The 22208-nt window shown below is 70.8% G+C and carries 24 protein-coding genes; 11 read left to right on the top strand and 13 right to left on the bottom strand.

Features of this window, described 5'->3' with window-relative positions; genetic code table 11:
• Positions 1 to 78: 78 nt before the first annotated feature.
• Both ACWIHY_RS04925 and ACWIHY_RS04920 read right to left on the bottom strand, forming a co-directional pair.
• Entirely contained in the window at positions 79 to 2154 is a 2076-nt protein-coding gene (locus tag ACWIHY_RS04925; protein WP_454374178.1) for a VMAP-C domain-containing protein, read from the bottom strand.
• 7 nt (positions 2155 to 2161) lie between these two features.
• The gene (locus ACWIHY_RS04920) at positions 2162 to 2596 is read right to left on the bottom strand and encodes a CU044_2847 family protein (RefSeq protein WP_454374177.1); all 435 of its coding nucleotides are present in this window, start codon (positions 2594 to 2596) and stop codon (positions 2162 to 2164) included.
• 151 nt (positions 2597 to 2747) lie between these two features.
• On the opposite strand from ACWIHY_RS04920, the gene ACWIHY_RS04915 reads away from it, so the two are divergent.
• Positions 2748 to 2930 (top strand): DUF6104 family protein, encoded by a 183-nt coding sequence (locus ACWIHY_RS04915; RefSeq protein WP_005312030.1) that lies wholly within the window; start codon positions 2748 to 2750, stop codon positions 2928 to 2930.
• Positions 2931 to 3114: 184 nt separating this feature from the next.
• On the opposite strand, the gene ACWIHY_RS04910 is transcribed toward ACWIHY_RS04915, so the two are convergent.
• Positions 3115 to 3999, bottom strand: a complete 885-nt coding sequence (locus tag ACWIHY_RS04910; protein WP_454374176.1) for a hypothetical protein — start codon at positions 3997 to 3999, stop codon at positions 3115 to 3117.
• Positions 4000 to 4150: 151 nt separating this feature from the next.
• On the opposite strand from ACWIHY_RS04910, the gene ACWIHY_RS04905 reads away from it, so the two are divergent.
• Together ACWIHY_RS04905 and ACWIHY_RS04900 are read left to right on the top strand one after the other, a co-directional pair.
• Positions 4151 to 5014, top strand: coding sequence for a DUF4097 family beta strand repeat-containing protein (locus tag ACWIHY_RS04905; protein WP_454374175.1), 864 nt, complete (start codon positions 4151 to 4153; stop codon positions 5012 to 5014).
• A 1-nt stretch (position 5015) separates the two neighbouring features.
• The gene (locus ACWIHY_RS04900; protein ID WP_454374174.1) at positions 5016 to 6050 is read left to right on the top strand and encodes a helix-turn-helix transcriptional regulator; all 1035 of its coding nucleotides are present in this window, start codon (positions 5016 to 5018) and stop codon (positions 6048 to 6050) included.
• A gap of 209 nt (positions 6051 to 6259) precedes the next feature.
• On the opposite strand, the gene ACWIHY_RS04895 is transcribed toward ACWIHY_RS04900, so the two are convergent.
• From ACWIHY_RS04895 to ACWIHY_RS04875, 5 genes are all read right to left on the bottom strand, one after another.
• Entirely contained in the window at positions 6260 to 6823 is a 564-nt protein-coding gene (locus tag ACWIHY_RS04895) for a Clp protease N-terminal domain-containing protein (protein ID WP_454374173.1), read from the bottom strand.
• Positions 6823 to 7032 (bottom strand): helix-turn-helix domain-containing protein, encoded by a 210-nt coding sequence (locus ACWIHY_RS04890; protein ID WP_454374172.1) that lies wholly within the window; start codon positions 7030 to 7032, stop codon positions 6823 to 6825. Before ACWIHY_RS04890 ends, ACWIHY_RS04895 begins: the two co-directional genes overlap by 1 nt.
• Positions 7033 to 7037: 5 nt before the next feature.
• Positions 7038 to 8447 carry a cellulase family glycosylhydrolase gene (locus ACWIHY_RS04885; RefSeq protein ID WP_454374171.1) on the bottom strand — a complete coding sequence of 470 codons (1410 nt, stop codon included), beginning with the start codon at positions 8445 to 8447 and terminating at the stop codon, positions 7038 to 7040.
• Positions 8448 to 8507: 60 nt separating this feature from the next.
• Positions 8508 to 9479: a zinc-binding dehydrogenase gene (locus tag ACWIHY_RS04880; RefSeq protein WP_454374170.1), complete on the bottom strand. Its 972-nt coding sequence runs from the start codon at positions 9477 to 9479 to the stop codon at positions 8508 to 8510.
• Between the two features lie 209 nt (positions 9480 to 9688).
• On the bottom strand, positions 9689 to 10912 hold the full coding sequence (locus tag ACWIHY_RS04875; protein ID WP_454374169.1) for an NAD(P)-dependent malic enzyme: 1224 nt from the start codon (positions 10910 to 10912) through the stop codon (positions 9689 to 9691).
• A gap of 523 nt (positions 10913 to 11435) precedes the next feature.
• Here ACWIHY_RS04875 and ACWIHY_RS04870 point away from each other — a divergent pair.
• From ACWIHY_RS04870 to ACWIHY_RS04860, 3 genes are read left to right on the top strand one after another with little or no spacing between them, the layout of a single operon-like run.
• Positions 11436 to 12392 (top strand): ABC transporter substrate-binding protein, encoded by a 957-nt coding sequence (locus ACWIHY_RS04870; protein ID WP_454374168.1) that lies wholly within the window; start codon positions 11436 to 11438, stop codon positions 12390 to 12392.
• A 44-nt stretch (positions 12393 to 12436) separates the two neighbouring features.
• Positions 12437 to 13408: an amino acid ABC transporter permease gene (locus ACWIHY_RS04865; protein ID WP_454374167.1), complete on the top strand. Its 972-nt coding sequence runs from the start codon at positions 12437 to 12439 to the stop codon at positions 13406 to 13408.
• Between the two features lie 5 nt (positions 13409 to 13413).
• A complete protein-coding gene (locus ACWIHY_RS04860; protein ID WP_454374419.1) occupies positions 13414 to 14166 on the top strand; it encodes an amino acid ABC transporter ATP-binding protein in 753 nt (250 codons plus the stop codon).
• 65 nt (positions 14167 to 14231) lie between these two features.
• Here the strand turns inward: ACWIHY_RS04860 and ACWIHY_RS04855 are convergent, their stop codons facing one another.
• Positions 14232 to 15008 (bottom strand): class I SAM-dependent methyltransferase, encoded by a 777-nt coding sequence (locus ACWIHY_RS04855; RefSeq protein ID WP_454374166.1) that lies wholly within the window; start codon positions 15006 to 15008, stop codon positions 14232 to 14234.
• Between the two features lie 86 nt (positions 15009 to 15094).
• Here ACWIHY_RS04855 and ACWIHY_RS04850 point away from each other — a divergent pair, with 86 nt between their 5' ends.
• On the top strand, positions 15095 to 15724 hold the full coding sequence (locus ACWIHY_RS04850; protein ID WP_454374165.1) for a CGNR zinc finger domain-containing protein: 630 nt from the start codon (positions 15095 to 15097) through the stop codon (positions 15722 to 15724).
• On the opposite strand, the gene sodX is transcribed toward ACWIHY_RS04850, so the two are convergent.
• Positions 15628 to 16053, bottom strand: a complete 426-nt coding sequence (gene sodX / locus ACWIHY_RS04845) for a nickel-type superoxide dismutase maturation protease (RefSeq protein ID WP_454374164.1) — start codon at positions 16051 to 16053, stop codon at positions 15628 to 15630. The two genes, ACWIHY_RS04850 and sodX, sit on opposite strands and share 97 nt — an antisense overlap.
• Before the next feature lie 144 nt (positions 16054 to 16197).
• Between sodX and sodN the strand changes: the two genes are divergently transcribed.
• Positions 16198 to 16593 (top strand): superoxide dismutase, Ni, encoded by a 396-nt coding sequence (gene sodN, locus ACWIHY_RS04840; RefSeq protein WP_069926993.1) that lies wholly within the window; start codon positions 16198 to 16200, stop codon positions 16591 to 16593.
• A 350-nt stretch (positions 16594 to 16943) separates the two neighbouring features.
• The gene (locus tag ACWIHY_RS04835; protein ID WP_454374163.1) at positions 16944 to 17609 is read left to right on the top strand and encodes an HNH endonuclease family protein; all 666 of its coding nucleotides are present in this window, start codon (positions 16944 to 16946) and stop codon (positions 17607 to 17609) included.
• Between the two features lie 138 nt (positions 17610 to 17747).
• Here ACWIHY_RS04835 and ACWIHY_RS04830 read toward each other — a convergent pair whose 3' ends face one another.
• Together ACWIHY_RS04830 and ACWIHY_RS04825 are read right to left on the bottom strand one after the other, a co-directional pair.
• On the bottom strand, positions 17748 to 18629 hold the full coding sequence (locus ACWIHY_RS04830; protein WP_454374162.1) for an NAD(P)H-binding protein: 882 nt from the start codon (positions 18627 to 18629) through the stop codon (positions 17748 to 17750).
• A 67-nt stretch (positions 18630 to 18696) separates the two neighbouring features.
• Entirely contained in the window at positions 18697 to 19602 is a 906-nt protein-coding gene (locus ACWIHY_RS04825; RefSeq protein WP_454374161.1) for a DMT family transporter, read from the bottom strand.
• 101 nt (positions 19603 to 19703) lie between these two features.
• Here ACWIHY_RS04825 and ACWIHY_RS04820 point away from each other — a divergent pair, with 101 nt between their 5' ends.
• On the top strand, positions 19704 to 20333 hold the full coding sequence (locus tag ACWIHY_RS04820; protein WP_454374160.1) for a TetR/AcrR family transcriptional regulator: 630 nt from the start codon (positions 19704 to 19706) through the stop codon (positions 20331 to 20333).
• Between the two features lie 44 nt (positions 20334 to 20377).
• Here the strand turns inward: ACWIHY_RS04820 and ACWIHY_RS04815 are convergent, their stop codons facing one another.
• Positions 20378 to 21340, bottom strand: a complete 963-nt coding sequence (locus ACWIHY_RS04815) for a LysR family transcriptional regulator (RefSeq protein WP_454374159.1) — start codon at positions 21338 to 21340, stop codon at positions 20378 to 20380.
• A gap of 203 nt (positions 21341 to 21543) precedes the next feature.
• On the opposite strand from ACWIHY_RS04815, the gene snpA reads away from it, so the two are divergent.
• On the top strand, positions 21544 to 22179 hold the full coding sequence (gene snpA / locus ACWIHY_RS04810; protein WP_454374418.1) for a snapalysin: 636 nt from the start codon (positions 21544 to 21546) through the stop codon (positions 22177 to 22179).
• Positions 22180 to 22208 lie beyond the last annotated feature (29 nt).

Genomic DNA, 22208 nt, shown 5'->3' with positions numbered 1-22208 from the left:
AGTCCTGCTCTGCCGAGCCCGGTTGAGGTCCGGTTCCCAGGATCTGGCCACGCGTCCGGGACGTCTCCTGACGGGCCGTCATGAGCCGGGCCCCGTCAGCGGCGGCGCCTGGAGGGGCACACCGTCGTACGGCGGACGGTCGGGCGGATCGAAGAGTACGGCGACGGAGGCCGCCCAGGCCGCTTCCGACGCCGTGTCGGGTGTCGCGTCGGGGTCCATCGAAATGATGCGCAGGGAACGTATGTGCCGGTGCAGGTTCTCCACCCCGTCGGCACGCCCCAGCAGTTCGTCGGCGCGCGCGTGGAACTCCTGGCAGTCGCTGTGCTCCTGGCCGCAACGGCGCCACAGCGCGAGCGGGTGCCCGGCGGCGAGCGCGGCGGCCATGGCGTCCAGCCCGTCGCCGCTGCCGACCGGTCCGCAGTACACCGGCACGGTGCCGTCCTCTGCGTCGGACAGCCGGGCGTACGCCGCCCTGCGGGACTCCCGGCGGGCACCGGGTCCGTGTCCGGAGGCGGGGACCTCGCCCCGCAGCGGCACGACGGCGAGCGGTCCCCGGACGGCGGCCTTCCAGCGGCGACGCCATTCGGGGCTCGCGGGGCGGTCGCGGCGTCTGCGGTCCCGTATGACGACGATACGGCGCTCCCCCAGCGCCATGCTGTGCTCGTCGAAGAGGTCGTCCTCGGGCGAGAGCCGCCAGGTGTCGAGGGGCTCGTCGAACAGCTCACGCGGCAACAGCGCCTCGACCGCCGCGAGATGCTCCCCGCTGTCGCCCCGGCGCAGGGCATCGGCGAGCGGTTCGCGCAGGGTCTCCCGGAGTTCGGCACGGGGTACGCCCCGGTCGTCGCCGGAGAGCGGGCTGACGGTGCGCCCCTCGTAGAGGAGCTTGACGCGCCAGGGATAGCGGTCGCCGTAGTGCACCGGGTCGATCTCCACGAGGACGTCGGCGCGGGCCTGCCCGGCGGGGCGTTCCCGTACGAACTGGAACGCGAACTCCGGCGCGGGCTCGGCCGCCGCTTCCCGGATGTCCAGCACCTGGGCGATCTCCTCGCGAATCGCCTGGTGCGCGGACTCGCCCTGCGTGGTGATCCACTCGGTGAGCTCGGTGAGGGCGGCGCGCCTCGGGCCGTCGGGCCGGTCCGGGCCCTGCCCGGCGAGGTGCCTGACGACCTTGGCGGCGTACAGCAGCACCGCGTCGACGTCCAGGTCGTGTCCGCTCTCCCGGCCGCGCAGGTCGTGCAGCAGTCCGACGCCGTCGCGCCAGGTGCGCGGGTCGTGCTCGATGGGTGACTGGTAATCACTGTGCAGGACACGGCGCTTGACGTCGTCGACGAGGACCATGACCTCGCCGGGCCCGGTGGGCGGCGGCAGTTCGGCGAAGCGGCCGAAGAGGTGGGCGCGCGCGGCGGGCAGGAAGCCGGGGGCTCCCTTGCGCAGGTCGGCCTGCGCCCGGGTCCAGCCGCCGCCTGCGGCCGCCGTGCTGCGGAAGCGGCGCAGGTGGTGCCGGTCGTGCTCGCGCAGCACCGCGTGCAGGATCTCGCCGCCCCTCAGGTCGTGCAGTTCGCGCAGAGCCGTGATGGGTACGGCCGCCCCCTCGTGCTCCCCGCGCCCCTTGTTCATGCCGATGACGGCGCCGTGCTTGAGGTCGACGACGGGGCCGCCCGAGCAGCCCTCGACGGGCAGGCTGCCGCGCAGCAGCAGCGCCTTGCCGTCGGTGGCGTGGGCCGTGCCGACTCCGTGCCGGATGCCCAGGTCGCCGGTCTCCCGGGACCAGCCGTGCAGGCTTACGTCGGCGGGGATGGCCGGGAGCCGCTCGCCGAGCCAGACGCAGGCGGCGTCCTGCGCGTCCGGGACGCGGACCAGGGCGATGTCGGGGAACTCCCAGCGGTACGGCGGTTCTCCGGGGTCGGCGGGCCGTGGCTTGGCGAGGACCACTTCACCCGTGGTCGAACCGCCCTGCCAGGTGATGCCGACTGCGCGCTCGCCCCTCCACACCGCGGCCTCCCCCTTTCCCACGACATGGGCGCAGGTAAGCACCCAGCCGGGGGCGATGAAGAATCCACTGCCCCAGTAGTGAGTGCCGTGCGGGTCATACCCGCCTCCGGGCGCGGCAATGCGTACGAGCGAGGGGCGCACGATCTCGTCGAAGGCGTTCACGACGCGCTCATACCGTGCCGGGGGCCGACGGTCCGGGCCCGGGTGCCGGACGCGCGGCGGGGTCCGCGACCGGTTGCGCCCCCGGATCCGCGGGGGGTCCCACGGGGGGTTCCGCGACCGGTTCGGTCCACGTCAGGGAGACGGAGACGGAGGCCTTGCCCCCACCGTCGGCAAGTACCCCGATGACTTTGCCGGACTGGGCGGACAGCTCGATGCCGAAGGTCACCGCGACCTCGACGGGGGCGGCCGGGTTCAGCCCGGCGCGCAGCGACCGCACCACGCCCTGGACGACGTCGGTGAGTCCGCCCGCCATGGAGACGACCCGGTCGCCGATGCCGGTGTCCCGGTAGCCGCCGCCCCGGTCGAGCTCCTGTGCCTCGCTGACACGTGCCCAGACGACGGTCCCGTCGTCGAGCCGAACCTGTGCGATCCCATTGGCCACAGCGTCCCCCGCTCCCCCATGCGATGAATGGTGAAGGTTAATCGCTGCTGGGTACGAGCGCGAGGGACTCAGGGATCAGTGCATATCCTGGCTGGGAACAACCGCTGTCCACCCCTGTCCGACCCCCTGTGCATCCCCACGGAGCAACACCTTGTACTTCACCGATCGCGGCATCGAGGAGCTGGAGAAGCGGCGCGGCGAGGAGGAAGTCACCTTCGAGTGGCTCGCCGAGCAGCTGCGTACGTTCGTCGACCTCAACCCGGACTTCGAGGTTCCGGTCGAGCGCCTCGCGACCTGGCTGGCCCGCCTGGACGACGAGGACGACGAGGAGTAGAGGAGCAGCGGCCTCCGGAAGAGGCGCACCACGGGCGCACCGCCACGGCCGCGCGCCGTCCCGGCCCCGGGCGCGCATCCGGGCGCACGCGGTCTCAGCCCCCGCCACGCGTCCGGTCGGCCGTACGCCGCCTCAGCGCCGGTCGGCCGTACCCAGTCTCAGCCCCGGTCGGTCCTCCGCAGCCTCAGCCACGGGCGCGCATCCGGTCGTACACAAGCCCCAGCGAACCCTGCGCGACCAGCACCCCGCCCGCGAACGCCCAGCCGCCGCTGCGTCGGCGCAGGCCCCACAGGGCGAGCGAGACACCGGCCGCCAGCTGGGCCGCGCTCAGCAGGCGGGCTCTGGGACCGCGGAGCCAGGGCCCGGCGGGGCCGCTCTCGACCACGTCGAGTTCCGCGCGTACGGCGTCGCGCCAGCCGGACCATTCGACCGGCTCGGTGCCCGGCCGTACTCGCGCCGCCTCCCGCAGCCGGTCGGCCGGTTCGCCGGGGGTCAGGCCCGCGGGGAGTGCGAGGCCGAGGCGGGACAGTACCGCGACCAGGCCGAGCAGCCGGGCCCGGCCGTCCGCGTCGGCGTCGGGGCGGGTGAGCGCCGTCAGGGCCTCCATGTCCAGTACGGGGTCGAGGCCCAGCCGCGCCGCGAAGGTGCGCATCGCCTCGTCCTCCCCCAACGGCGTCCCGTCCGTCAGCCATTCGTAGCCGACCTGGCGCCGGAAGCCCGAAGCGAGTGTGAAGCCGGCCCGGTCGGCGTCCCACCAGAGGGCGAGAACCGGCCAGGTGACGCCGACGGCGAGGGCCGTGGCCCAGCCCGCCAGGACCCGGTCGACCGGTTCGCCGCCGGCCAGCCAGGGTTTTCCCTCGGGGACGACGACGCTCCAGCGCTCCGTGGCACGTGAACCCGGAGAGGAGCCGGGGTGGAGGGCCGAGCCGGACCCGGGGCCGCCGTCGCCGTCGGCCGGCGCCAGGAGCAGCCTCTCGCGCAGGAGGTGGGCCGCGGGCCGGACCGCCTCGGGTTCGGCCCCGCACAGCAGCAGTGCCCCCACGGGTCCGGATCCGGATGTCGCGTTCATGCCCTCACGCTAGGCCACTTTGCCCCGATATGGCATGTGTGAGTGGGCCGCCCGCGCCACCACCTCCCCTTGACTTCGGTCGACCGCGATATATCGTGTTTGCCAGTAGACGCGATATGTTGCGTCGGGCAGGCCAGATCGGGGAGGACATATGACAGAGCCGACATGGGCGGTCGCCGAGCCGCGGAAGCTCACCTTCGAGGACCCGGTGACGGCGCTCGACGTGCGCATCGTCAACGGAACGGTGAACGTCGTCGGCATCGAGGAGGGCCCGGCCCGTCTCGAAGTCTCCGCGATCGACGGACCGCCGCTGACCGTGACCCACGAGGACGGCACGCTCACCGTCACCTACGAGGACCTGCCCTGGAAGGGCTTCCTCAAGTGGCTCGACCGCAAGGGCCCGCAGCGCAGCGCGGTCGTCTCCCTCGCGGTGCCCGCCGGCTCGTCCGTGACGGTCGGCGTGATCGGCGCCGGCGCCGTCGTCTCGGGGATCGACGGACGCACGGACGTACGCGGCATCACCGGCGACATCACCCTCGTCGGTCTCTCCGGCGCCGTGCGCGCCGACACCGTCGCGGGCAGCGTGGAGGCACAGGGCGTCACCGGCGACCTCCGCTTCCACTCCGTCTCCGGCGACCTCACGGTAGTCGACGGCTCGGGATCGTCCGTACGGGCCGACTCGGTGAGCGGCGACATGGCCGTGGACGTGGACCCGGCCGGAAAGCCCACCGACATCTCTCTCACCTCGGTCTCGGGCGAGGTCGCCATCCGCCTGCCGCACCCGGCCGACGCGACCGTCGAGGCGAACACCGCGAGCGGCGCGGTCTCCAACGCCTTCGAGGACCTGCGGGTCAGCGGTCAGTGGGGAGCGAAGCGGATCACGGGCAAGCTCGGGACCGGCAGCGGCCGGCTCCGCGCGACGACCGTCTCCGGTTCGATCGCCCTGCTGCGCCGCCCGCCGGTCGGCGACGACCTGTACGACGCGGACACTCCGGCCGACAAGAAGGTGCTCTGACATGCCTCCCGTCTTCGCCCACGGCCGTCTGCGCCTGTACCTCCTCAAGCTGCTCGACGAGGCTCCGCGCCACGGTTACGAAGTGATCCGCCTCCTGGAGGAGCGTTTCCAGGGTCTGTACGCCCCGTCCGCCGGCACCGTCTATCCGCGCCTCGCCAAGCTGGAGGCCGAGGGCCTGGTCACCCATGCCACCGAGGGCGGCCGCAAGGTCTACTCGATCACCGACGCGGGCCGCGCCGAACTGGCGGGTCGCGGCGGCGAACTGGCCGACCTGGAGTTGGAGATCCGCGAGTCCGTCTCCGAGCTGGCCGCCGAGATCCGCGACGACGTACGCGGCGCGGCCGGCAACCTGCGCCGCGAGATGCGGGCCGCGGCGAGCGAGACGCGCCACAGGGCCGCGCCGGGCGCCGGCACCGCGTCGAAGCCCGAGGGAGGGGACTGGGAGGGCGCGTTCGGCGACAGCGAGGCGTGGCAGGCGGCGAAGGAGGAGCTGCGCAAGGCGAAGCAGGAGTGGAAGGAGCAGGCGCGCCGCGCGAAGGACGAGAGCCGCCGCGCCCGGGAGGACGCACACGAGGCACGCCGCCAGGCCAAGGAGGCTCAGGAGAAGGCGCAGGAGAAGGCGCGCGAGCAGATGCAGCGGATCGCGCAGCAGGTGCAGGAGCAGGTGCAGGACCAGTTCGCGCGGGGCGACTGGCCGAAGGGGGTGCGGGACGGTCTCGCCGAGATCACCAAGCAGTTCGGCTTCTTCGGGCGCCAGCCGCAGCCGGCCGAGGCCCCCGGCGCGAAGCAGGCGGCGGAGCCGGCCGAGGTGGAGCTGGAGCGTACGGACGCACCCCCGGAACCCGAGTGGGCCAGGGAGCCCGCGTCCGGCGACCCGGCGCGCGACCTGGACCGCCTGCTGGACCGCTTCCGCGACGGCGTCCGCGACGCTGCCCGCGACCACGGCGTAACGGAGGCCGAGCTCCGCGAGGCGCGCCGGCACCTGTCCACGGCGGCGGCCCACATCGGCGCGCTGCTGCGCGGGCCGAAGGCGTAGGGCGCGCCAGGGGACGTGGGCACGCCCTCGGGGCGTTGGCACCGCCCCGGGACCAGGCACGGCCCCGGAACGTAGGCGCCGTCCGGAGGCGTCCTCGTTCGCCGGACGGGACGCGGATTAGCCGGCCCGGACCCGGCCGGGCCGGCTCGGGCCGTCCGGCGAACGGGGGGCGTCGGGTCGACGCCCCCCGCTTCCGGATCAGCCCGCCCTCACTCCCCTTCGAAGCCCTCGCCGAACAGCGCGCGCTCGCACGCCGCGTACGTCGCCCCGTGCTCCGCCAGTACGTCGGCGACCGCCCCCGGCTGCGCGGTAAGGGCCAGCAGCAGGTGCCCGTCGCCGATGTGCCGGTCGCCGCGGCCGAGCGCCACCCGCAGGGACTTCTCCAGTACGGACTTCGCCTGCGGCGTGAAGGGACGGTGCGCCGTCAGCAGTCCGCGCCTGACGCCGGGGCCGGACTGCATGGCGCCCTCACCGTGCGTCTCCTCGACCTTCGAGACGATCCGGGTGACGTCGATGCCGATTCCGGCGAGCGCTTCCTGGTCGGCCTTCGACAGGCCACCCCGGCGCCGCGCGTCGGCCAGCGCCTGCTCGACCGCTTCCCGGCGCCCGGCGATGCCCAGCGAGGCGAAGGCGAACGACGAGCGGGTGCCGTCCTGGTCCAGCAGGGCCAGCAGCAGATGCTCGTCCGTGACCGAGTCCGCGCCCGCCCGTTCCGCCTGGACGACGGCGCCCTTCACCACACCCCGGGCACTCTTCGTGAACCGCTCGAACATCAACGCCTCCCGTGCTTCTTGTGGACGGCCTGCCGACTGACTCCCAGCTCGGCCGCGATCTCCTGCCACGACCAGCCCTTGGCGCGGGCACTTCTCACCTGCACGGCTTCGAGCTGCTCCAGCAGCCGCCGCAGTGCGACAACCGCGCGCAGTCCGACCCGCGGGTCCTGGTCACCCGCGCGCTGCGCGAGATCCGTTGCATCGGTCATGCGTGTCAACCTACATTGACACCCCGACGACCGTCAACCGTAATTGACACAGAGACGCGTGCGCCCGGCCGGGCATGGATCCGGCCGTCCAGCACCCACGCCGCCCCGGTCACCCGTACCCGCCAGTCGCGGGCGCGGGACGGCAGCGAGAGCTCGGTGACGCCGGGCCCGGAAGCGGCGTACGAGAGGCGGTAGGTCCGCGTCGCCGGGTCGTACGACTGTGAGCGAATCCGGCCCGCGACGGCGGATGCGTACGGTGACGCCGTCTGCTCCTTGTTCGTACGGAACTTCCCCGCCGCGTCCACCGCGCAGTAGCCACCTCCGTAGCACCACACATAGCCCGCCCAGCCGGAGCTGTAGCGGTTCAACGACGCCAGGGCCTCGCGGTAGAAGCGCCCCATGTTGGGGAGGGAGTTGTTGAGCGGTCCCCACTCCCCCACGACCACCGGCACGCGGTACTTCTCCGGATACGCCGTGACGGCGGCCTCGTACGACTCGATCCAGCCGGCCGCCGGGTCGTAGTCCGCGCCCGCCTCCATCGCGGTGTTGTAGAAGTGCGGGGCGTACACGGCCTTCGGGTCCTTGATCTTTCCGAGTCCGGTCGGCACCCCCTCGCCCACGATCGGCGTCGGCTCCACGAACACCCAGGTGTCGCGGTCGACCGAACGGACGGCGTCGGCCAGGCGGTTGTGCATCGGCGTGATCTGGTCGCGCTCGATGCGGCGGGCGGCGGTGGGCAGGTCCTCGCCCTCCTTCAGCTCACCCATGGGCTCATTGATCAGGTCGTACCCGAGCACGGCCGGATGGTCCCCGAACCGGCCGGCGAGCACCCGCCACATGGCGGCCTGGGCTCGTTGGAGGTCCCGGTCCTCGTAGAGGTGCGTGAAGGCGCGCTGCACGGCCGGCTGGAAGTACTCCGAGAACCAGTCGTCGGGGTTCGGCGTGAACGGCAGCCCGTCGGTGCGCGTCGCCCACTCCGGGATGCCCCGGTGCCCGAAGGCCGGGCCGAAGACATCCTGGTGGGCGTCGATCAGCACGTGGATGCCGTACTTCTCGGCCCAGTCCAGGATCCGCTCGATCCTGCGGAGGTACGCCGCGCTGTACTGCCCGCGCCGGGGCTCCAGGTCGTCCCAGAAGACGAGCAGCCGGGCGAAGTTGAAGCCGCGGGCGCGCAGATCGCGGAAGTGCTTCTCGGTGATGGCGGACAGCGCCTGGTCACCGCGGTTCGTCTTGTCCTCGACGTTCCAGCCGCGCAGGGTCAGGACGCGGCCGCGGTCGTCGGTGAGCCGGGGGATCGCGGCACCGCCGCCGGCTTCACCACCGGCGGCTTCGCTCGTACCGGCGGCGGGAGCCAGGCCCCCGGCCGCCAGTACGACCGTACAGACGAGACCGCCAATGCCTCTGAACGTTCGCACGGACACCCCTCCAGCACGTGGTCGCGTACCGGAGAGGCAATCAGCAGAACTGACGGTCCATCAAGAGGTCGTCAGCACGATCTTTCCGAAGAGGTCGCCGCCCGCCATCCGCTCGAAGCCCTCACGGGCCCGGTCCAGCGGCAGCACCTCGTCGACGACCGGGCGTACGCCCGTCGTCGCGCAGAAGGACAGCAGGTCCTCCAGCTCGTCCTTGGAGCCCATCGTCGAGCCGACGACCTTGAGCTCCAGGAAGAAGATCCGGTTCAGTTCGGCGGACGGCGGGTTCGGGCCGCTCGTCGCGCCCGAGATGACGAGCGTGCCGCCGGGCCGCAGCGACTTCACCGAGTGCGACCAGGTGGCGGCGCCGACGGTCTCGATCACCGCGTCGACCCGCTGCGGCAGCCGCGCGCCCGGCTCGAAAGCCTCCACAGCGCCCAGCTCGACCGCCCGCTTTCGCTTGGCCTCGTCGCGACTGGTGGCGTACACCCTGAGACCGGCCGCTTTGCCGAGCACGATCGCGGCGGTCGCGACGCCGCCGCCGGCACCCTGGACGAGGACGCTGTCGCCGGGGCGGACGCCCGCGTTGGTGAAGAGCATCCGGTACGCCGTGAGCCAGGCGGTCGGCAGGCACGCGGCCTCCGCGAACGAGAGCTCCCTGGGCTTCGGCAGCACGTTCCACGCCGGGACGGTGACCTGCTCGGCGAAGGTGCCCTGGTACTTCTCGGTCAGGATCGACCGCTTCTCCCGGGGCCCCACACCGTGGCCGGTCTCGCCGATCACGGAGTGCACGACGACCTCGTTGCCGTCGGCGTCGATCCCGGCGGCGTCGCAGCCGAGGATCATGGGCAGCGCTTCCTCACCGAGGCCGACGCCGCGCAGCGACCACAGGTCGTGGTGGTTGAGCGAGGCGGCCTTGACGGTGACGGTGGTCCAGCCGGGTTTTACCTCGGGCACGGGCCGCTCACCCAGCTCGAGGCCGTTCAGCGGCTGGTCACGGTCGATGCGGGCGGCGTAGGCAGCGAACATGACCATGACGATAGGGCGGGTGGATGCGTGGCGGAACCACGCACGGGTGTGACACGCGTCGCTCACACGAGCGGGGGCGAGCGCCGACGCCGGGAACAGCGCCACGGCAAGCCGCACCCGGCCCACACCGCCCCGGCCCTCGCCGCGCAAACGCAAGGGCCGCGCCGCCCCCTCGTGGAGGACGCGGCGCGGCCCGTACAGGCGAAGCCGGAGCGCTACCGCCGCGCCACACCCTCCGCGCGCGCCGCCGCGGCCACCGCCGCGGTGACGGCCGGGGCGACCCGCTCGTCGAACGGCGACGGGATCACGTAGTCCGCGGCCAGCGCGTCGCCGACGACATCCGCCAGCGCGTTCGCCGCCGCGATCTTCATGCCCTCGGTGATACGGGTGGCCCGCACCTGAAGGGCGCCCGCGAAGATCCCCGGGAACGCCAGCACGTTGTTGATCTGGTTCGGGTAGTCGCTGCGCCCGGTAGCGACGACCGCCGCGTACTTGTGCGCGACATCCGGGTGGACCTCGGGGTTCGGGTTGGCCATGGCGAACACGAACGAGCCCGGCGCCATCGACGCCACCGCCGGCTCCGGCACCGTACCGCCGGACACGCCGATGAAGACGTCGGCACCGACCAGCGCGGTCTCCAGCGAGCCGCTCAGTCCGGCGCGGTTCGTGATCTCGGCCAGCTCGCGCTTGACGTCCGTCAGGTCCTCGCGGTCCCGGCTGACAATGCCCTTGCGGTCGGCCACCGCCACGTCGCCGAGCCCGGCCGCCAGCAGGAACTTCGCGATGGCGACCCCGGCCGCACCCGCGCCCGAGATCACGGCACGCAGGTCGCCGAGCGTACGGCCGGTGAGCCTGGCGGCATTGCGCAGCGCGGCCAGGGTGACCACCGCCGTGCCGTGCTGGTCGTCGTGGAAGACCGGAATGTCCAGCTCCTCCTGGAGCCGGCGCTCGATCTCGAAGCAACGCGGCGCCGAGATGTCCTCGAGGTTCACGCCGCCGAAGGACGGTGCGAGCCGCACGACGGTCTCGATGATCTCGTCCGTGTCGGTCGTCGCGAGCGCGATCGGCACCGCGTCGACGCCGCCGAACTGCTTGAAGAGGATCGCCTTGCCCTCCATGACGGGGAGCGAGGCCTCGGGACCGATGTCGCCGAGTCCGAGGACCGCCGTACCGTCCGTCACGACGGCCACGACGTTCGACTTCCAGGTGTAGTCGTTGACCAGATCGGGCTGCTCCGCGATCGCGGAGCACACCTTGGCGACGCCCGGCGTGTACGCGAGGGACAGGTCGTCCTTGTCGCGCACCGGCACGGTCGCCTGGATGGCCATCTTGCCGCCGCGGTGCAGGGCGAAGGCCGGATCGAAGGGCTCCTCATGAGCCCCTTCTGCACTGTTCTCCGTAGTGCTGTCGCTGCGAGGATTGACGATCTCCGCTGCCATTAGTTTTACCCCTTAAGTCTTCATCAGTTGAGGGTGGCCGCTCCTGGTTGAGGAGGGGTGGGCGGGCACCGCGTCCGTTCCCTGTACTGGGCGGTTGGCCCGCCCTCACAGGGAGGAGGTACGTACGCGCGGGCGCGCCGCACACGCGCCCTGAGCCCCGGATGAGGGGTGTAACCGTCTTTTCTACCTGATGGGCGGCATCGCCGACGAGCCCGTATCACCTCGGTGACACGACTCATGCACGCATGTAAGGACAAGTCCGTTTCGCGGCATGATTCGGTACCAATTGGCAGGACGAGCCGGAGATTTTCCGGCCGAAACGGCAGTGCTCAACAGAAGGTCCGGCCATGTAGTACCGGCCTGTTGAGATTCGGGGGTCACCCGTTACCCGATTTTGACATGACTGGAGCCCTGAATGGGCTAGTCCGAATGGCAAGATGCCGTAATCACACGAGGTCGCGATACTCGAAGTAGTGTGCCCGGCCTCCCAGGCCACTCCCTTTTCCCGCCGGAGGAACCAACCATGACCGCACGCACCACCCGTCGTACGACCGCCACCAAGTCCAGGACAGCCGCGGTCGGCGCGATCGCGGTCGCCGGTGCTCTGCTGCTCGCCGGTTGCGGCGACCAGACCGGCTCGGGCTCGGGCACCAAGGAGACCGAGGGCACGAAGTCGTCCAGCGCCCCGCTGTTCGACGAGCTGCCCAAGAAGTACCAGGACGCAGGGAAGATCAAGGTCGGCACGGACGCCGCGTACGCCCCGATGGAGTACGAGGAGGGCGGCAAGATCGTCGGCATCGACCCCGACATCGCCGCGGCCCTCGGCAAGGAGCTCGGCGTCGAGTTCGAGTTCACCAGCGGTACCTTCGACGGCCTGATCACGTCGCTGAACACCGGCCGCCAGGACATCGTCATGTCGGCCATGAGCGACACCAAGGCCCGCCAGGAGGGCCTGGACGACAAGGGCAAGAAGGCCGGCAAGGGCGTCGACTTCGTCGACTACTTCAACTCGGGCGTCTCCCTGCTGGTCAAGAAGGGCAACCCGGAGAACATCAAGTCCCTGGACGACCTCTGTGGCAAGAAGGTCGCCGTCCAGCGCGGCACGATCTACGAGGACACCTTCAAGGACCAGGCCAAGAAGTGCGGCGACAAGAAGCTTGAGATCGCGTCGTTCGACACCGACGCCGAGGCGCAGACCCGCGTGAAGATCGGCGGCGCCGTGGCCGACCTCAACGACTACCCGGTCGCGGCCCACATCGCGAAGACCGCGGGTGGCGGCAATGACTTCGAGGTCGCCGGCGGCCAGATCGGTGCCGGACCGTTCGGCATCGCGGTCAACAAGGACAACACGGAGCTCCGTGACGCGCTCAAGGCGGCCCTGGACGCGATCATCAAGAACGGTGAGTACGAGAAGGTCCTGGAGAAGTGGGACGTCAAGAACAGCGCCGTCACCGAGGCGACCGTCAACGCCGGCAAGTAAATCCCGGCGTTCCTCGCCCCGAGCTTCACTGAAGGGCAGTCACTGTGACTGACAAGTTCGACAAGGCGCCCGCCGAAGAGCCCCCCGAGGACTCCCCGGTCGCCAAGGAGGCAGCCACCGCTGCCACCGCTCCCCCCGAGCAGATCAAGGCCATCCCGGTACGGCACTGGGGCCGCTGGGTCTCCGGCGTGATCGTGATCGCGCTGCTCGGCATGCTGATCTACGCGTTCTCCCAGGGCAACGTGCAGTGGGGCACCGTCGGGGACTTCATCTTCGACGAGCGGATCCTGGAAGGCATGGGCCGCACGCTGCTGATCAGCGTGCTGTCGATGATCATCGGCCTGGTCCTGGGCATCGTCTTCGCGGTCATGCGACTGTCGAAGAACCCCGTCACCGGGGCGGTTGCCTGGCTCTACATCTGGTTCTTCCGCGGCACTCCGGTCTTCGTTCAGCTGCTGCTGTGGTTCAACCTCGCCTTGATCTTCCCGATCCTGAACATCGGGTTCTACAAGGACGAGATGGTCGACGTCATGACTCCGTTCATGGTCGCCCTGCTGGGCCTCGGCCTGAACGAGGGCGCGTACATGGCGGAGATCGTCCGGGCCGGCATCCAGTCGGTCGACGAGGGCCAGACCGAGGCGTCGCACGCCCTGGGCATGAACAACAGCAAGACCATGCGGCGCGTGGTGCTGCCGCAGGCGATGCGGGTCATCGTGCCTCCGACCGGCAACGAGTTCATCAACCTGCTCAAGACGTCGTCGCTGGTCGCGGTCGTGACGTACGTGGACCTGACGCGAGCAGCGCAGAACATCGGCTCCACCTCGTTCGCCGTGATGGAGATGCTGCTCGTGGCCTCCGTCTGGTACCTGGTGCTGACCAGCATCTTCAGCGTCGGCCAGTACTACCTGGAGCGCCGCTACGCACGTGGTTCGCTGCGCCAGCTGCCGCCGACCCCGTTCCAGAAGATCAAGGCGAACCTGCTTTCCCTCAACAGCCCCAGGGGGGTCTCCTCATGACCGCCATGGTCAAGGCCGAGGGCGTACACAAGTCCTACGGCGCCGCGCACATCCTCAAGGGCATCGACCTGGAGGTCGCCCCGCGTGAGGTGTTCTGTCTCGTCGGCCCGTCCGGCTCCGGCAAGTCCACCTTCCTGCGGTGCATCAACCACCTGGAGCAGATCAACTCCGGCCGGCTCTCGGTCGACGGCCGCCTCGTGGGCTACCGCGAGAAGGGCGACAAGCTCTACGAGCTGAAGGACCGCGAGGTCGCGGCGCACCGCCGGGACATCGGCATGGTCTTCCAGCGCTTCAACCTCTTCCCGCACATGACGGCGCTCGAGAACGTCATGGAGGCCCCGATCCAGGTCAAGGGCGAGGCGAAGGCGGTGGCCCGCGCGCGGGCCGAGCGCCTGCTGGACCGCGTCGGCCTGGCCGACAAGTCCAAGAACTACCCGTCACAGCTCTCCGGCGGTCAGCAGCAGCGTGTGGCGATCGCCCGCGCGCTGGCCATGGAGCCGAAGCTGATGCTCTTCGACGAGCCGACGTCGGCGCTCGACCCCGAGCTGGTGGGCGACGTCCTCGACGTGATGCGCGGTCTCGCCGAGGACGGCATGACGATGATCGTCGTCACGCACGAGATGGGCTTCGCCCGTGAGGTCGGCGACGCGCTGGTCTTCATGGACGACGGCGTGGTGGTCGAGGCGGGCAATCCGCGCGACGTACTGACGAACCCGCAGCACGACCGCACGAAGGCGTTCCTGTCGAAGGTTCTCTAGCGGTAGTGCGAGAGGCGGTACGGACCCCCGGGTCCGTACCGCCTCTCTCGTTTTCCTGCCTTCGCCTACTTCACGGCCAGTACCAGCGCGTCCGAGGGCGAGCGCCACACGGCCCGCGCCTCCCCGAACCCGCCGGCCTCGCGCAGCGTCCGCGCGTGCCACTCCGCGCTCGGGGTGTCGCCGTCCGCGTGCTCGCCGTAGATCTCGAAGCGCCTGGCGGTCGGTTCCGCGAGTACGGGGTCCTTGGCGGCCAGGGCCCACCAGTCGGCCCAGTCGACCGCGCCCCCGGCCCTGGCGCGGTCCATCCGGACGTGGCGGAGGGCGCGTTCGGCCGCGTTGATGCGCGGGGTGTCCTCGTCCTTCATGTGGTCGGCGTTCATGAAGACGCCGTCGGCGCGCACGAGGCCGCCCACCTGCTTGTACAGGGTGGTGAGGGGGTCGGTGTGCAGCCAGTGCAGCGCGGTGGCGGTGAGGACGGCGTCGTACGTCCCGTACGGCAGCTCGCGGGTCCACTGCGGGTCCTTCAGGTCGGCCGTCACGAAGGCGACCCGCTCGTCCCCGTCGAAGTACCCGCGCGCGATGGCGAGGAGCGCCGGGTCGAGGTCGACGCCGGTACTGGTGGCCTTCGGGAACCGCTTGAGCAGTCGGTCCGTAATACTTCCCGTACCGCACGCCAGATCCAGCACCCGCGGCTCGGGGCCGACCAGCGCCTCGACCATGTCCAGCATCACCCGGAACCGCTCCTCGCGGTCCGGCATGTACCACTCCTGCTGGCGGTCCCAGCTCTGCTGCCAGGCCGCCCAGTCCGTCCCCGACGTCGCCCCCGTGCCGGTCTCCGCCATCAGAACTCCTCAGCCCCGTTCCGTAATACCCTCGAACCACAACCAGCCATTACCCAGACTCTAGACCGCCCCCGTAAGGACTACAAGTGGAACTGGCCTATTACTCGGACTACGCCGTGCGCCTGGTCAACAGCGAGGAGCCGGCCCGCAACAAGGACACCCTCACGTCGGTGGAAGCGGTCAGGGGCCTCTTCGGCGTCAACGCGTCGGCGGCACGTCGCGCCACCGACGCGGACGTCACCCGCTTCCGGTCCGTACGGGCCCGCCTGCGCGCGATCTTCGAGGCGGCGGACGGGGGCGACGAGACCCTCGCCGTCGACCTGCTGAACTCGCTGCTGATGGAGTTCCCGGTGAGCCCGCAGATCTCCGGCCACGAGATGCGCAAGGAGGACGGGCGTCCCGACTGGCACATGCACCTCGCCGACCACCCGTCCAACGCGACCGCGGGCTACGCCGCCATCGCCTCGATGGGCCTGGCCTTCCACCTCACCGAGCACGGCGCGGACCGCCTGGGCCTGTGCCAGGCAGCACCGTGCCGCAACGCCTACCTCGACACCTCGACCAACCGCTCGCGCCGCTACTGCTCCGACCGCTGCGCGACCCGCGCCAACGTGGCCGCCTACCGGGCGCGCAAGCGCCTGGAGACGGACCGGTCGGCGAACACGGGCCGTACGGCGGACACCAGCCAGGAGAGCACTACCCCGGCCGACCGCTGACGCCCGGCCCGTATCGGGCGGTACCGAGCCCGGACCCGTCCCAGCACGAGCTCGGACGGCACCGCCCCGAAGGCCCGGCTGTCCACGGCCTCGGCGTCCGCGTTGTCGCCGAGCACCCACCAGCCGCCGTCCCGGCGGTCCACCAGCCGCTTCACGATGAGCAGATCCTGCTGGAGGGGGTGGCGCAGTACGGCCACATCACCCACCCTCAGCTCCGCCCCGTAGTGCACGAGCAGTTGATCGCGGTGCCGGAGCGTCGGCACCATGGAAAGACCTGTCACCTCGGCGACCCCGAACATCGCTGTCGGATCCCGCCCTTGATCCACCATCCGGCACCTCCCGGTCCGATCCTCCACCAGTCCCATACTCACCCTGGACTTTTGACCTAAGCCCATGGGGGCACCCGCGAAAACACGTCTCTCACGGAGTAATGTCCCACCTGAGAAGACGATCACGAGGAAGGAAGCTCTTACATGCTCTCCCGCCTGTTTGCCCCCAAGGTCAAGGTCAGCGCTCACTGCGACCTGCCCTGCGGCGTGTACGACCCGGCCCAGGCCCGCATCGAGGCCGAGTCGGTCAAGGCCACGCAGGAAAAGATGCAGGCCAACGACGACGCGCACTTCCAGGCGCGCGCCACGGTCATCAAGGAGCAGCGCGCGGAGCTCGCCAAGCACCACGTTTCGGTGCTGTGGAGCGACTACTTCAAGCCCCCGCACTTCGAGAAGTACCCGGAGCTGCACCAGCTCGTCAACGACGCTCTCAAGGCGCTCAGCGCGGCGAAGGCCTCCACCGACCCGGCGACGGGACAGAAGGCTCTCGACTACATCGCCCAGATCGACAAGATCTTCTGGGAGACCAAGAAGGCCTGATCCTGGCTCGGGCACGCCTGACCCGCACACCGGGTCACCCCGCCCACCTGTCCGCACCCGGTCCGCAGGCCGCCCACCACGGCGTCCATGACGGAGCGGGTGCGGTCTTCTTTTCCCGCCCCCGCCCCCGCTCCCGCGACAGCGCGACTGCGCGACTGCGCGACTCAGAAGAGGAGCTGGAGAGGTCTACGGCCGTGTCGCTGCAGGGCGAACGGGCGTGGCGCTTCCCGGGCGGAGACAGGCCCGGAGACTCGGACGACCCGTACGGGTGATCCGTGGGGGCTCTGCGGCGTGTCCGGGTGACAGATGTCGCTAGTACTGGTCCGTCCGTACGAGATGGAGGGATCCGTATGCGCAAGCTCCGCTTCCTTTTGCCGGCACTCCTTGCCGCCGTCACCGTTGTCGCCGGGACGGCGCCGGGCGCCGGCGCCGCGCCCGGTGACACGGTCAGCACGACGGTCGAGAAAGCCATCGAGAACCTGCCGATAGCCGCCGAGGACAACGCCGGGTACAACGCGGGGAAGTTCACGCACTGGACCGATCCGGATCAGGACGGGTGCGACACACGGGCCGAGGTCATCATCGCGGAGGCGACCACACCACCCACCATCGACGGGCGGTGCACCATCACGGGGGGCGCGTGGCACTCGTACTACGACAAGCGGGACCACACCGGCGCCGGGGCGCTCGACGTCGACCATCTGGTGCCGCTGGCCGAGGCGTGGCGCAGCGGTGCGTCGGCCTGGAGCGCCGAGGAGCGGCAGCGGTACGCGAACGACATGGCCGACCCGAGGGTGCTCGCCGCCGTGACGGCGGCCGAGAAGCGGCGCAAGGGGGACCGGGACCCGGCGCGGTGGGAGCCGTCCGACGACAGTGCGGACTGCCGGTACATCGCCGAGTGGGCTGCGGTGAAGGGGCGTTGGAAGCTGTCCGTGGACGCGGCCGAGCTGGCCGCGCTGCAGAACATGGTGGTGGAGTGCCAGACGGAGGAGATCACTTACGAGCTGGCACTCTGACGCGGGGCCGCTGACGCCTGGTCTCTGGCGCCGGGGGTCTCCGAGGCGAGAGCGGCGACGTCCGGGCCCTGACGTCCGGGCGGCGTCGTGCGGCCGTGACGTCCGGGCCGTGACGCGACGGCGGTGACGTGCGCGGCGCTAACCGGCCAAGTGCCGGTAGGTGTCCGGGTTCTCGCGGAGGAAGTCGGCGAAGGACGTGGCCGGGCGGCCGGTGAGGCGGGGCACCGCGTCGGAGACCTCCTCCATCTCGCCGTTCGCGAAGGCCTCGTACGAGGACACCCAGCCCTCGACCTGCCACGGTTCGGCGTTGTACACCGCCCGTGAGGCGTACGCCTCCTCACGCGTCTCCGGTACGTAGCTGACCGCGCGGCCCGTGGCCCGGCTCAGCTCCTCCGCGATCTCGGCGAGCGACAGGGCCTCGGGGCCGGTCAGGTCGTACGTGGCGCCGTCGTGACCGTCGAGGTCCTCCAGCTCGGCGAGGAGTACGGCGGCTGCCGCGTCCGCGATGTCCTCGTGTGCGACGGCCGACACCCGCCCTTCGCCGCCCGGCCCGCGGATCACGCCGTCCTTGCCGGCCATGGCGGGGAATTCGGCCTGGTAGAAGCTGTCCCGCAGGAAGGTGTGGCGCACGCCGGTGGAGCGGATGTACTGCTCGGTGTGCCAGTGGTCGCGGCAGAAGGTGAACGTCGCGTCGGGCGCCGCACCCAGCAAGGACACGTACACGATGCGACCCACACCCGCCGCGACGGCCGCGTCGACGGCGGTCTTGTGCTGACGCACGCGGTCGGGGTTCTCGTGCGCGGAGACGAGGAAGAGCGTTCCGGCGCCGTCCACCGCGGTCCGCATCGCCTCCGCGTCACCGTAGGAGGCGGGTGGCGCCTTGACGGCCCCCGGCAGGCCGGGCAGGCGGGCGGGGTCGCGGCCGAGGAGGAGCTGGGAGACGCCCGCGCCGGCGAGACGGCGTGCGACACGTCCGCCGATCCGGCCGCTCGCTCCGGTGACGGCGATTGCTGGGGTCATGTCGGGTGTCCTTTGCTGCTGCGTCGTACATCGCTGTCGGGCGGCGGTGGGACCGCCCCCTACAGCCTCAATGGACCGCGGCACGTGAGCATTCCTTCGTACGGCCATTGGCACCATCGCGGCGGACGATCACCACGGCGGCCAGGCCGGCCACCAGACCGGCCGCGGTCTGCGGGCCGAAGGGCTCGCCGAACATCAGCGCTGCCCAGACCGCGGTGACCGGCGCCATCAGGAACATCAGCGTGTTGACCGCGGTGACTCCGGAACGCCGCAGGACGAGCCAGTAGAGGCCGTACCCGCCGAAGGTCGCGAGCACCACGAGCCAGCCGATCGCCAGCCAGAACGACGGTTCGGCGGGCGGCAGCGCCGCTCCCCGGGCCGCGGCGAGTGCGGTGAAGACGACGGCGCTGGTGGCGCAGTGGACGGTCATCGCGACCGAGGGCGCGACCGCTGCGTGGGAACGGCCGTCCAGGAACGTCGCAGCCACCAGGGAGAGCATGCCGAGGAACGGTACGGCGTACGCCCATGGAGCGACACCTTCGGCGGCTCCCGCGTCGGCCAGCGTGACGACCGCGACGCCGGTCACTCCGAGGCACAGGCCCAGCCACTGCCGGGCGGAGACGTACTGGCGCAGGAGCGGGCCCGCGAGCGCTCCCGCGACGAGCGGCTGGGTGCCGTCGATCAGGGCGGTGGTGCCGCTGGATACGCCGAGCTGGATCGCGTAGTAGACCGTCAGCAGGTAGCCGCTCTGGGAGAGCGCGCCGACCGCCGCCTGGCGGAGCAGGTCGCGGGCGGTCATGCCGCGCCACGCGGCTCGGGTGAGGGTGGCGGAGACGACGGCCAGGACGAGCGCGAGCGGCAGGAAGCGCCACATCAGGATCGTCACCGCGTCGGCGCTCCCCGCACCGAGCTTCGCCCCGATGAAGCCGGAGCTCCAGCAGAGCACGAATGCGGCGGAGAGCAGGACGTTCATGCGGGGCCACCACCCGGCGGGCTCGGGTATACAGATCGGTCACGTATACAGGTCGGTCTACTTTCCTCCTCGCTACTATACAGATCGGTATAGTGGAAGGCATGAGCAGCAGCGCCGCGCAGCCCCGTCGCATCACCATGACCCCCGGCGCGCAGCGCGCCCTGGACGCCGCTTCGCGGCTCTTCTACGAGCGCGGCATCCACGCGGTGGGCGTTGACCTGATCGCCGCGGAGGCGGGCGTCACGAAGAAGACGCTCTACGACCGCTTCGGCTCCAAGGATCAGATCGTCGTGGAGTACCTGGCGGCGCGCGACGAGCGGTGGCGAGCCTTCCTTGCCGAAAGGCTGAAGTCCGAGCAGGGGCCGGAGCAAAGGATCGTGGCCGTATTCGACGCCTCGCGCGCGTGGATGGAGGAGAACAGCCCCCGGGGTTGCAGCATGGTCAACGCCCACGCCGAGATCAGCGATCCCGCGCATCCGGCGTACGCGATCATCACCGGCCAGAAGAAGTGGATGCTCGCGCTCTTCACCGACCTCGCCAGGGGCGTGGCCCCGGGCAGGGGTGGCCCGGCCCGGCTCGGGCGCACGCTCATGCTGCTCCACGAAGGGGCGCTCGTCGCGCACGGCCTCAACATCTTCAAAGACGCGATCGCCCGAGCCGGAGAGGAGGCGCGCCGCCTCGTGGAGGCCGCCAGGACAGGCAGGGCAGAGGGTTCAGCCGAGCCCGCGTAGACCCCGACCTCTCCCCCACCCCCGCCCCCGCTCCCCCCGGCCCCTCACGCCACCGCGCTTCCCGACAGCAGCGGACTCTCGTTGCGCAGCAGCCATTGCCGGTATCCGGGCGCCCGCATCGCCGCGTCGCGGTACGCCGCCTCCAGATCGGCGTACACCGCCGCCGCCTCGGTGAAGCCCGGCCGCCACACGAGCAGCAGCCGTACGGCCAGCGGGTCGCCCCGCAGCGGCCTGATCGCCATGTCGTCGCGCGGCCCGGACGTCGGCTGGCAGGGCGCGACGGCCTCGCCCATCACGATCAGGGACGTGGCGGTGTGGTAATCCCCGCGCAGGACGGGCGGATCGAGACCGGCCGTGGCGAAGACACGCTGCACTCCGTCCCATTCGCCGTCCACCGTGGGGTCGACCATCCACCGGTCGGCGGCCAGGTCGGTCAGCTCCACCACGGCCCGGCCGGCCGCCGGATGGTCCCGTGACATCGCGATGAACTGCGGCTCCCGCCCGACCAGTACGCGCTGCTCCAGACCGGCCGGCACCCGCAGTGCGGACCCTTCCACCTCGTGCACGAAGGCGACATCGAGCTGTCCGGCGGCGAGCAGCCGCAGCAGTGTATGGGCCGATACGTCGACATGCAGCGAGGTATCGGCCTCCGGCAGCCGCGTACGGAGTCTGCGCAGCCACCCGCCGATGACGCGGCTGGCCGTGGATCCGATACGCAGATGCGGGCCTTCCGGGGAACGGGCCGCGGCCGCTCTCGTGTCGGCCACGAGCGCGCTCATCTGCTCGACGAGCGGACGCGCCCTGCTGAGCACCGCACGCCCCAGCGGCGTCGGCCGGCAGCCGGTCCGCTCGCGCGAGAACAGCTCCGCGCCCAGTGCGTTCTCGATGCGGCGGAGCTGAGTGGTCAACGAGGGCTGGCTCATTCCGAGCGTACGAGCGGCTTTGTGCAGGCTGCCGGTGTCGGCGATGGCGCACAACGCACGAAGGTGCCTGACCTCGAGCTCCATGCCCTGACCCTAAGGCGGGTCCCCTGAGCCACACCAGACGCCATAAGCACAGGAATCACCTCTGCTTCGGCGCCAGTTGGCCGAGGTGATGCGTTCGCACTATCACCGTTTGGCATCATGCGCGGCCGACCTGTGAGCCACGACACTCTCCCTACCCAACCCGTTTGACATGAACGGAACGAGTAGGAGCCCCCCACATGAACATGCGGCACCCCAGAACCCTCCTCACCGCCGCCCTCGGCCTCGGCCTCGCCGCCGCGACCCTCGGCGCCGTACCGGCGGCGGCGGCGCCCTCGGTCTCGTCCGACTCGTACGTCACGTACGAGAAGTCCAAGGAGAACGCCGCCGCCAACAAGGCCTTCTTCGACGCCGTCAAGAAGTCGGTCGCCGAGAAGCGCGCCGCCAACCCCGACGCCCTGGCTGTCACAGTCGTCTACTCCGCGGCGAGCGCGCCGAGCTTCCGCACCCAGATAGCCAGGAGCACCCAGATCTGGAACAGCTCCGTCAGCAACGTGAAGCTTCAGGAAGGCTCCAACCCGGACTTCGTCTACCGCGAGGGCAACGACCCGCGCGGCTCGTACGCCAGCACTGACGGCCACGGCAGCGGGTACATCTTCCTGGACTACCGCCAGAACCAGCAGTACAACTCCACCCGCGTCACCTCCCACGAGACCGGCCACGTCCTGGGCCTGCCCGACCACTACTCGGGCCCGTGCAGCGAGCTGATGTCCGGCGGCGGTCCCGGCACGTCCTGCCAGAACGCCACCCCCGACCAGCGTGAGCGCAACCGCGTCAACCAGCTCTGGCAGAACGGCTTCGCCCCGGCCGACGCCTCCTGACCGTCCCGGCTCCCGGATGCCCCGTACAC

It is taken from the genome of Streptomyces sp. NPDC055287, assembly GCF_053646035.1.
Note: the sequence above shows the minus strand (reverse complement) of the source record. Positions and strands in the feature narration are given on the sequence as shown.

Coding starts and splice junctions, on each gene's coding strand:
- ACWIHY_RS04905 (WP_454374175.1), top strand. CDS start 4,151: ATGACAGAGCCGACATGGGCGGTCGCCGAGCCGCGGAAGCTCACCTTC.
- ACWIHY_RS04825 (WP_454374161.1), bottom strand. CDS start 19,602: ATGAACGTCCTGCTCTCCGCCGCATTCGTGCTCTGCTGGAGCTCCGGC.
- ACWIHY_RS04835 (WP_454374163.1), top strand. CDS start 16,944: ATGCGCAAGCTCCGCTTCCTTTTGCCGGCACTCCTTGCCGCCGTCACC.
- ACWIHY_RS04820 (WP_454374160.1), top strand. CDS start 19,704: ATGAGCAGCAGCGCCGCGCAGCCCCGTCGCATCACCATGACCCCCGGC.
- ACWIHY_RS04870 (WP_454374168.1), top strand. CDS start 11,436: ATGACCGCACGCACCACCCGTCGTACGACCGCCACCAAGTCCAGGACA.
- ACWIHY_RS04890 (WP_454374172.1), bottom strand. CDS start 7,032: ATGACCGATGCAACGGATCTCGCGCAGCGCGCGGGTGACCAGGACCCG.
- ACWIHY_RS04900 (WP_454374174.1), top strand. CDS start 5,016: ATGCCTCCCGTCTTCGCCCACGGCCGTCTGCGCCTGTACCTCCTCAAG.
- ACWIHY_RS04875 (WP_454374169.1), bottom strand. CDS start 10,912: ATGGCAGCGGAGATCGTCAATCCTCGCAGCGACAGCACTACGGAGAAC.
- ACWIHY_RS04860 (WP_454374419.1), top strand. CDS start 13,414: ATGGTCAAGGCCGAGGGCGTACACAAGTCCTACGGCGCCGCGCACATC.
- sodX (WP_454374164.1), bottom strand. CDS start 16,053: ATGGTGGATCAAGGGCGGGATCCGACAGCGATGTTCGGGGTCGCCGAG.
- ACWIHY_RS04855 (WP_454374166.1), bottom strand. CDS start 15,008: ATGGCGGAGACCGGCACGGGGGCGACGTCGGGGACGGACTGGGCGGCC.
- ACWIHY_RS04830 (WP_454374162.1), bottom strand. CDS start 18,629: ATGACCCCAGCAATCGCCGTCACCGGAGCGAGCGGCCGGATCGGCGGA.
- ACWIHY_RS04880 (WP_454374170.1), bottom strand. CDS start 9,479: ATGGTCATGTTCGCTGCCTACGCCGCCCGCATCGACCGTGACCAGCCG.
- ACWIHY_RS04895 (WP_454374173.1), bottom strand. CDS start 6,823: ATGTTCGAGCGGTTCACGAAGAGTGCCCGGGGTGTGGTGAAGGGCGCC.
- snpA (WP_454374418.1), top strand. CDS start 21,544: ATGCGGCACCCCAGAACCCTCCTCACCGCCGCCCTCGGCCTCGGCCTC.
- sodN (WP_069926993.1), top strand. CDS start 16,198: ATGCTCTCCCGCCTGTTTGCCCCCAAGGTCAAGGTCAGCGCTCACTGC.
- ACWIHY_RS04815 (WP_454374159.1), bottom strand. CDS start 21,340: ATGGAGCTCGAGGTCAGGCACCTTCGTGCGTTGTGCGCCATCGCCGAC.
- ACWIHY_RS04910 (WP_454374176.1), bottom strand. CDS start 3,999: ATGAACGCGACATCCGGATCCGGACCCGTGGGGGCACTGCTGCTGTGC.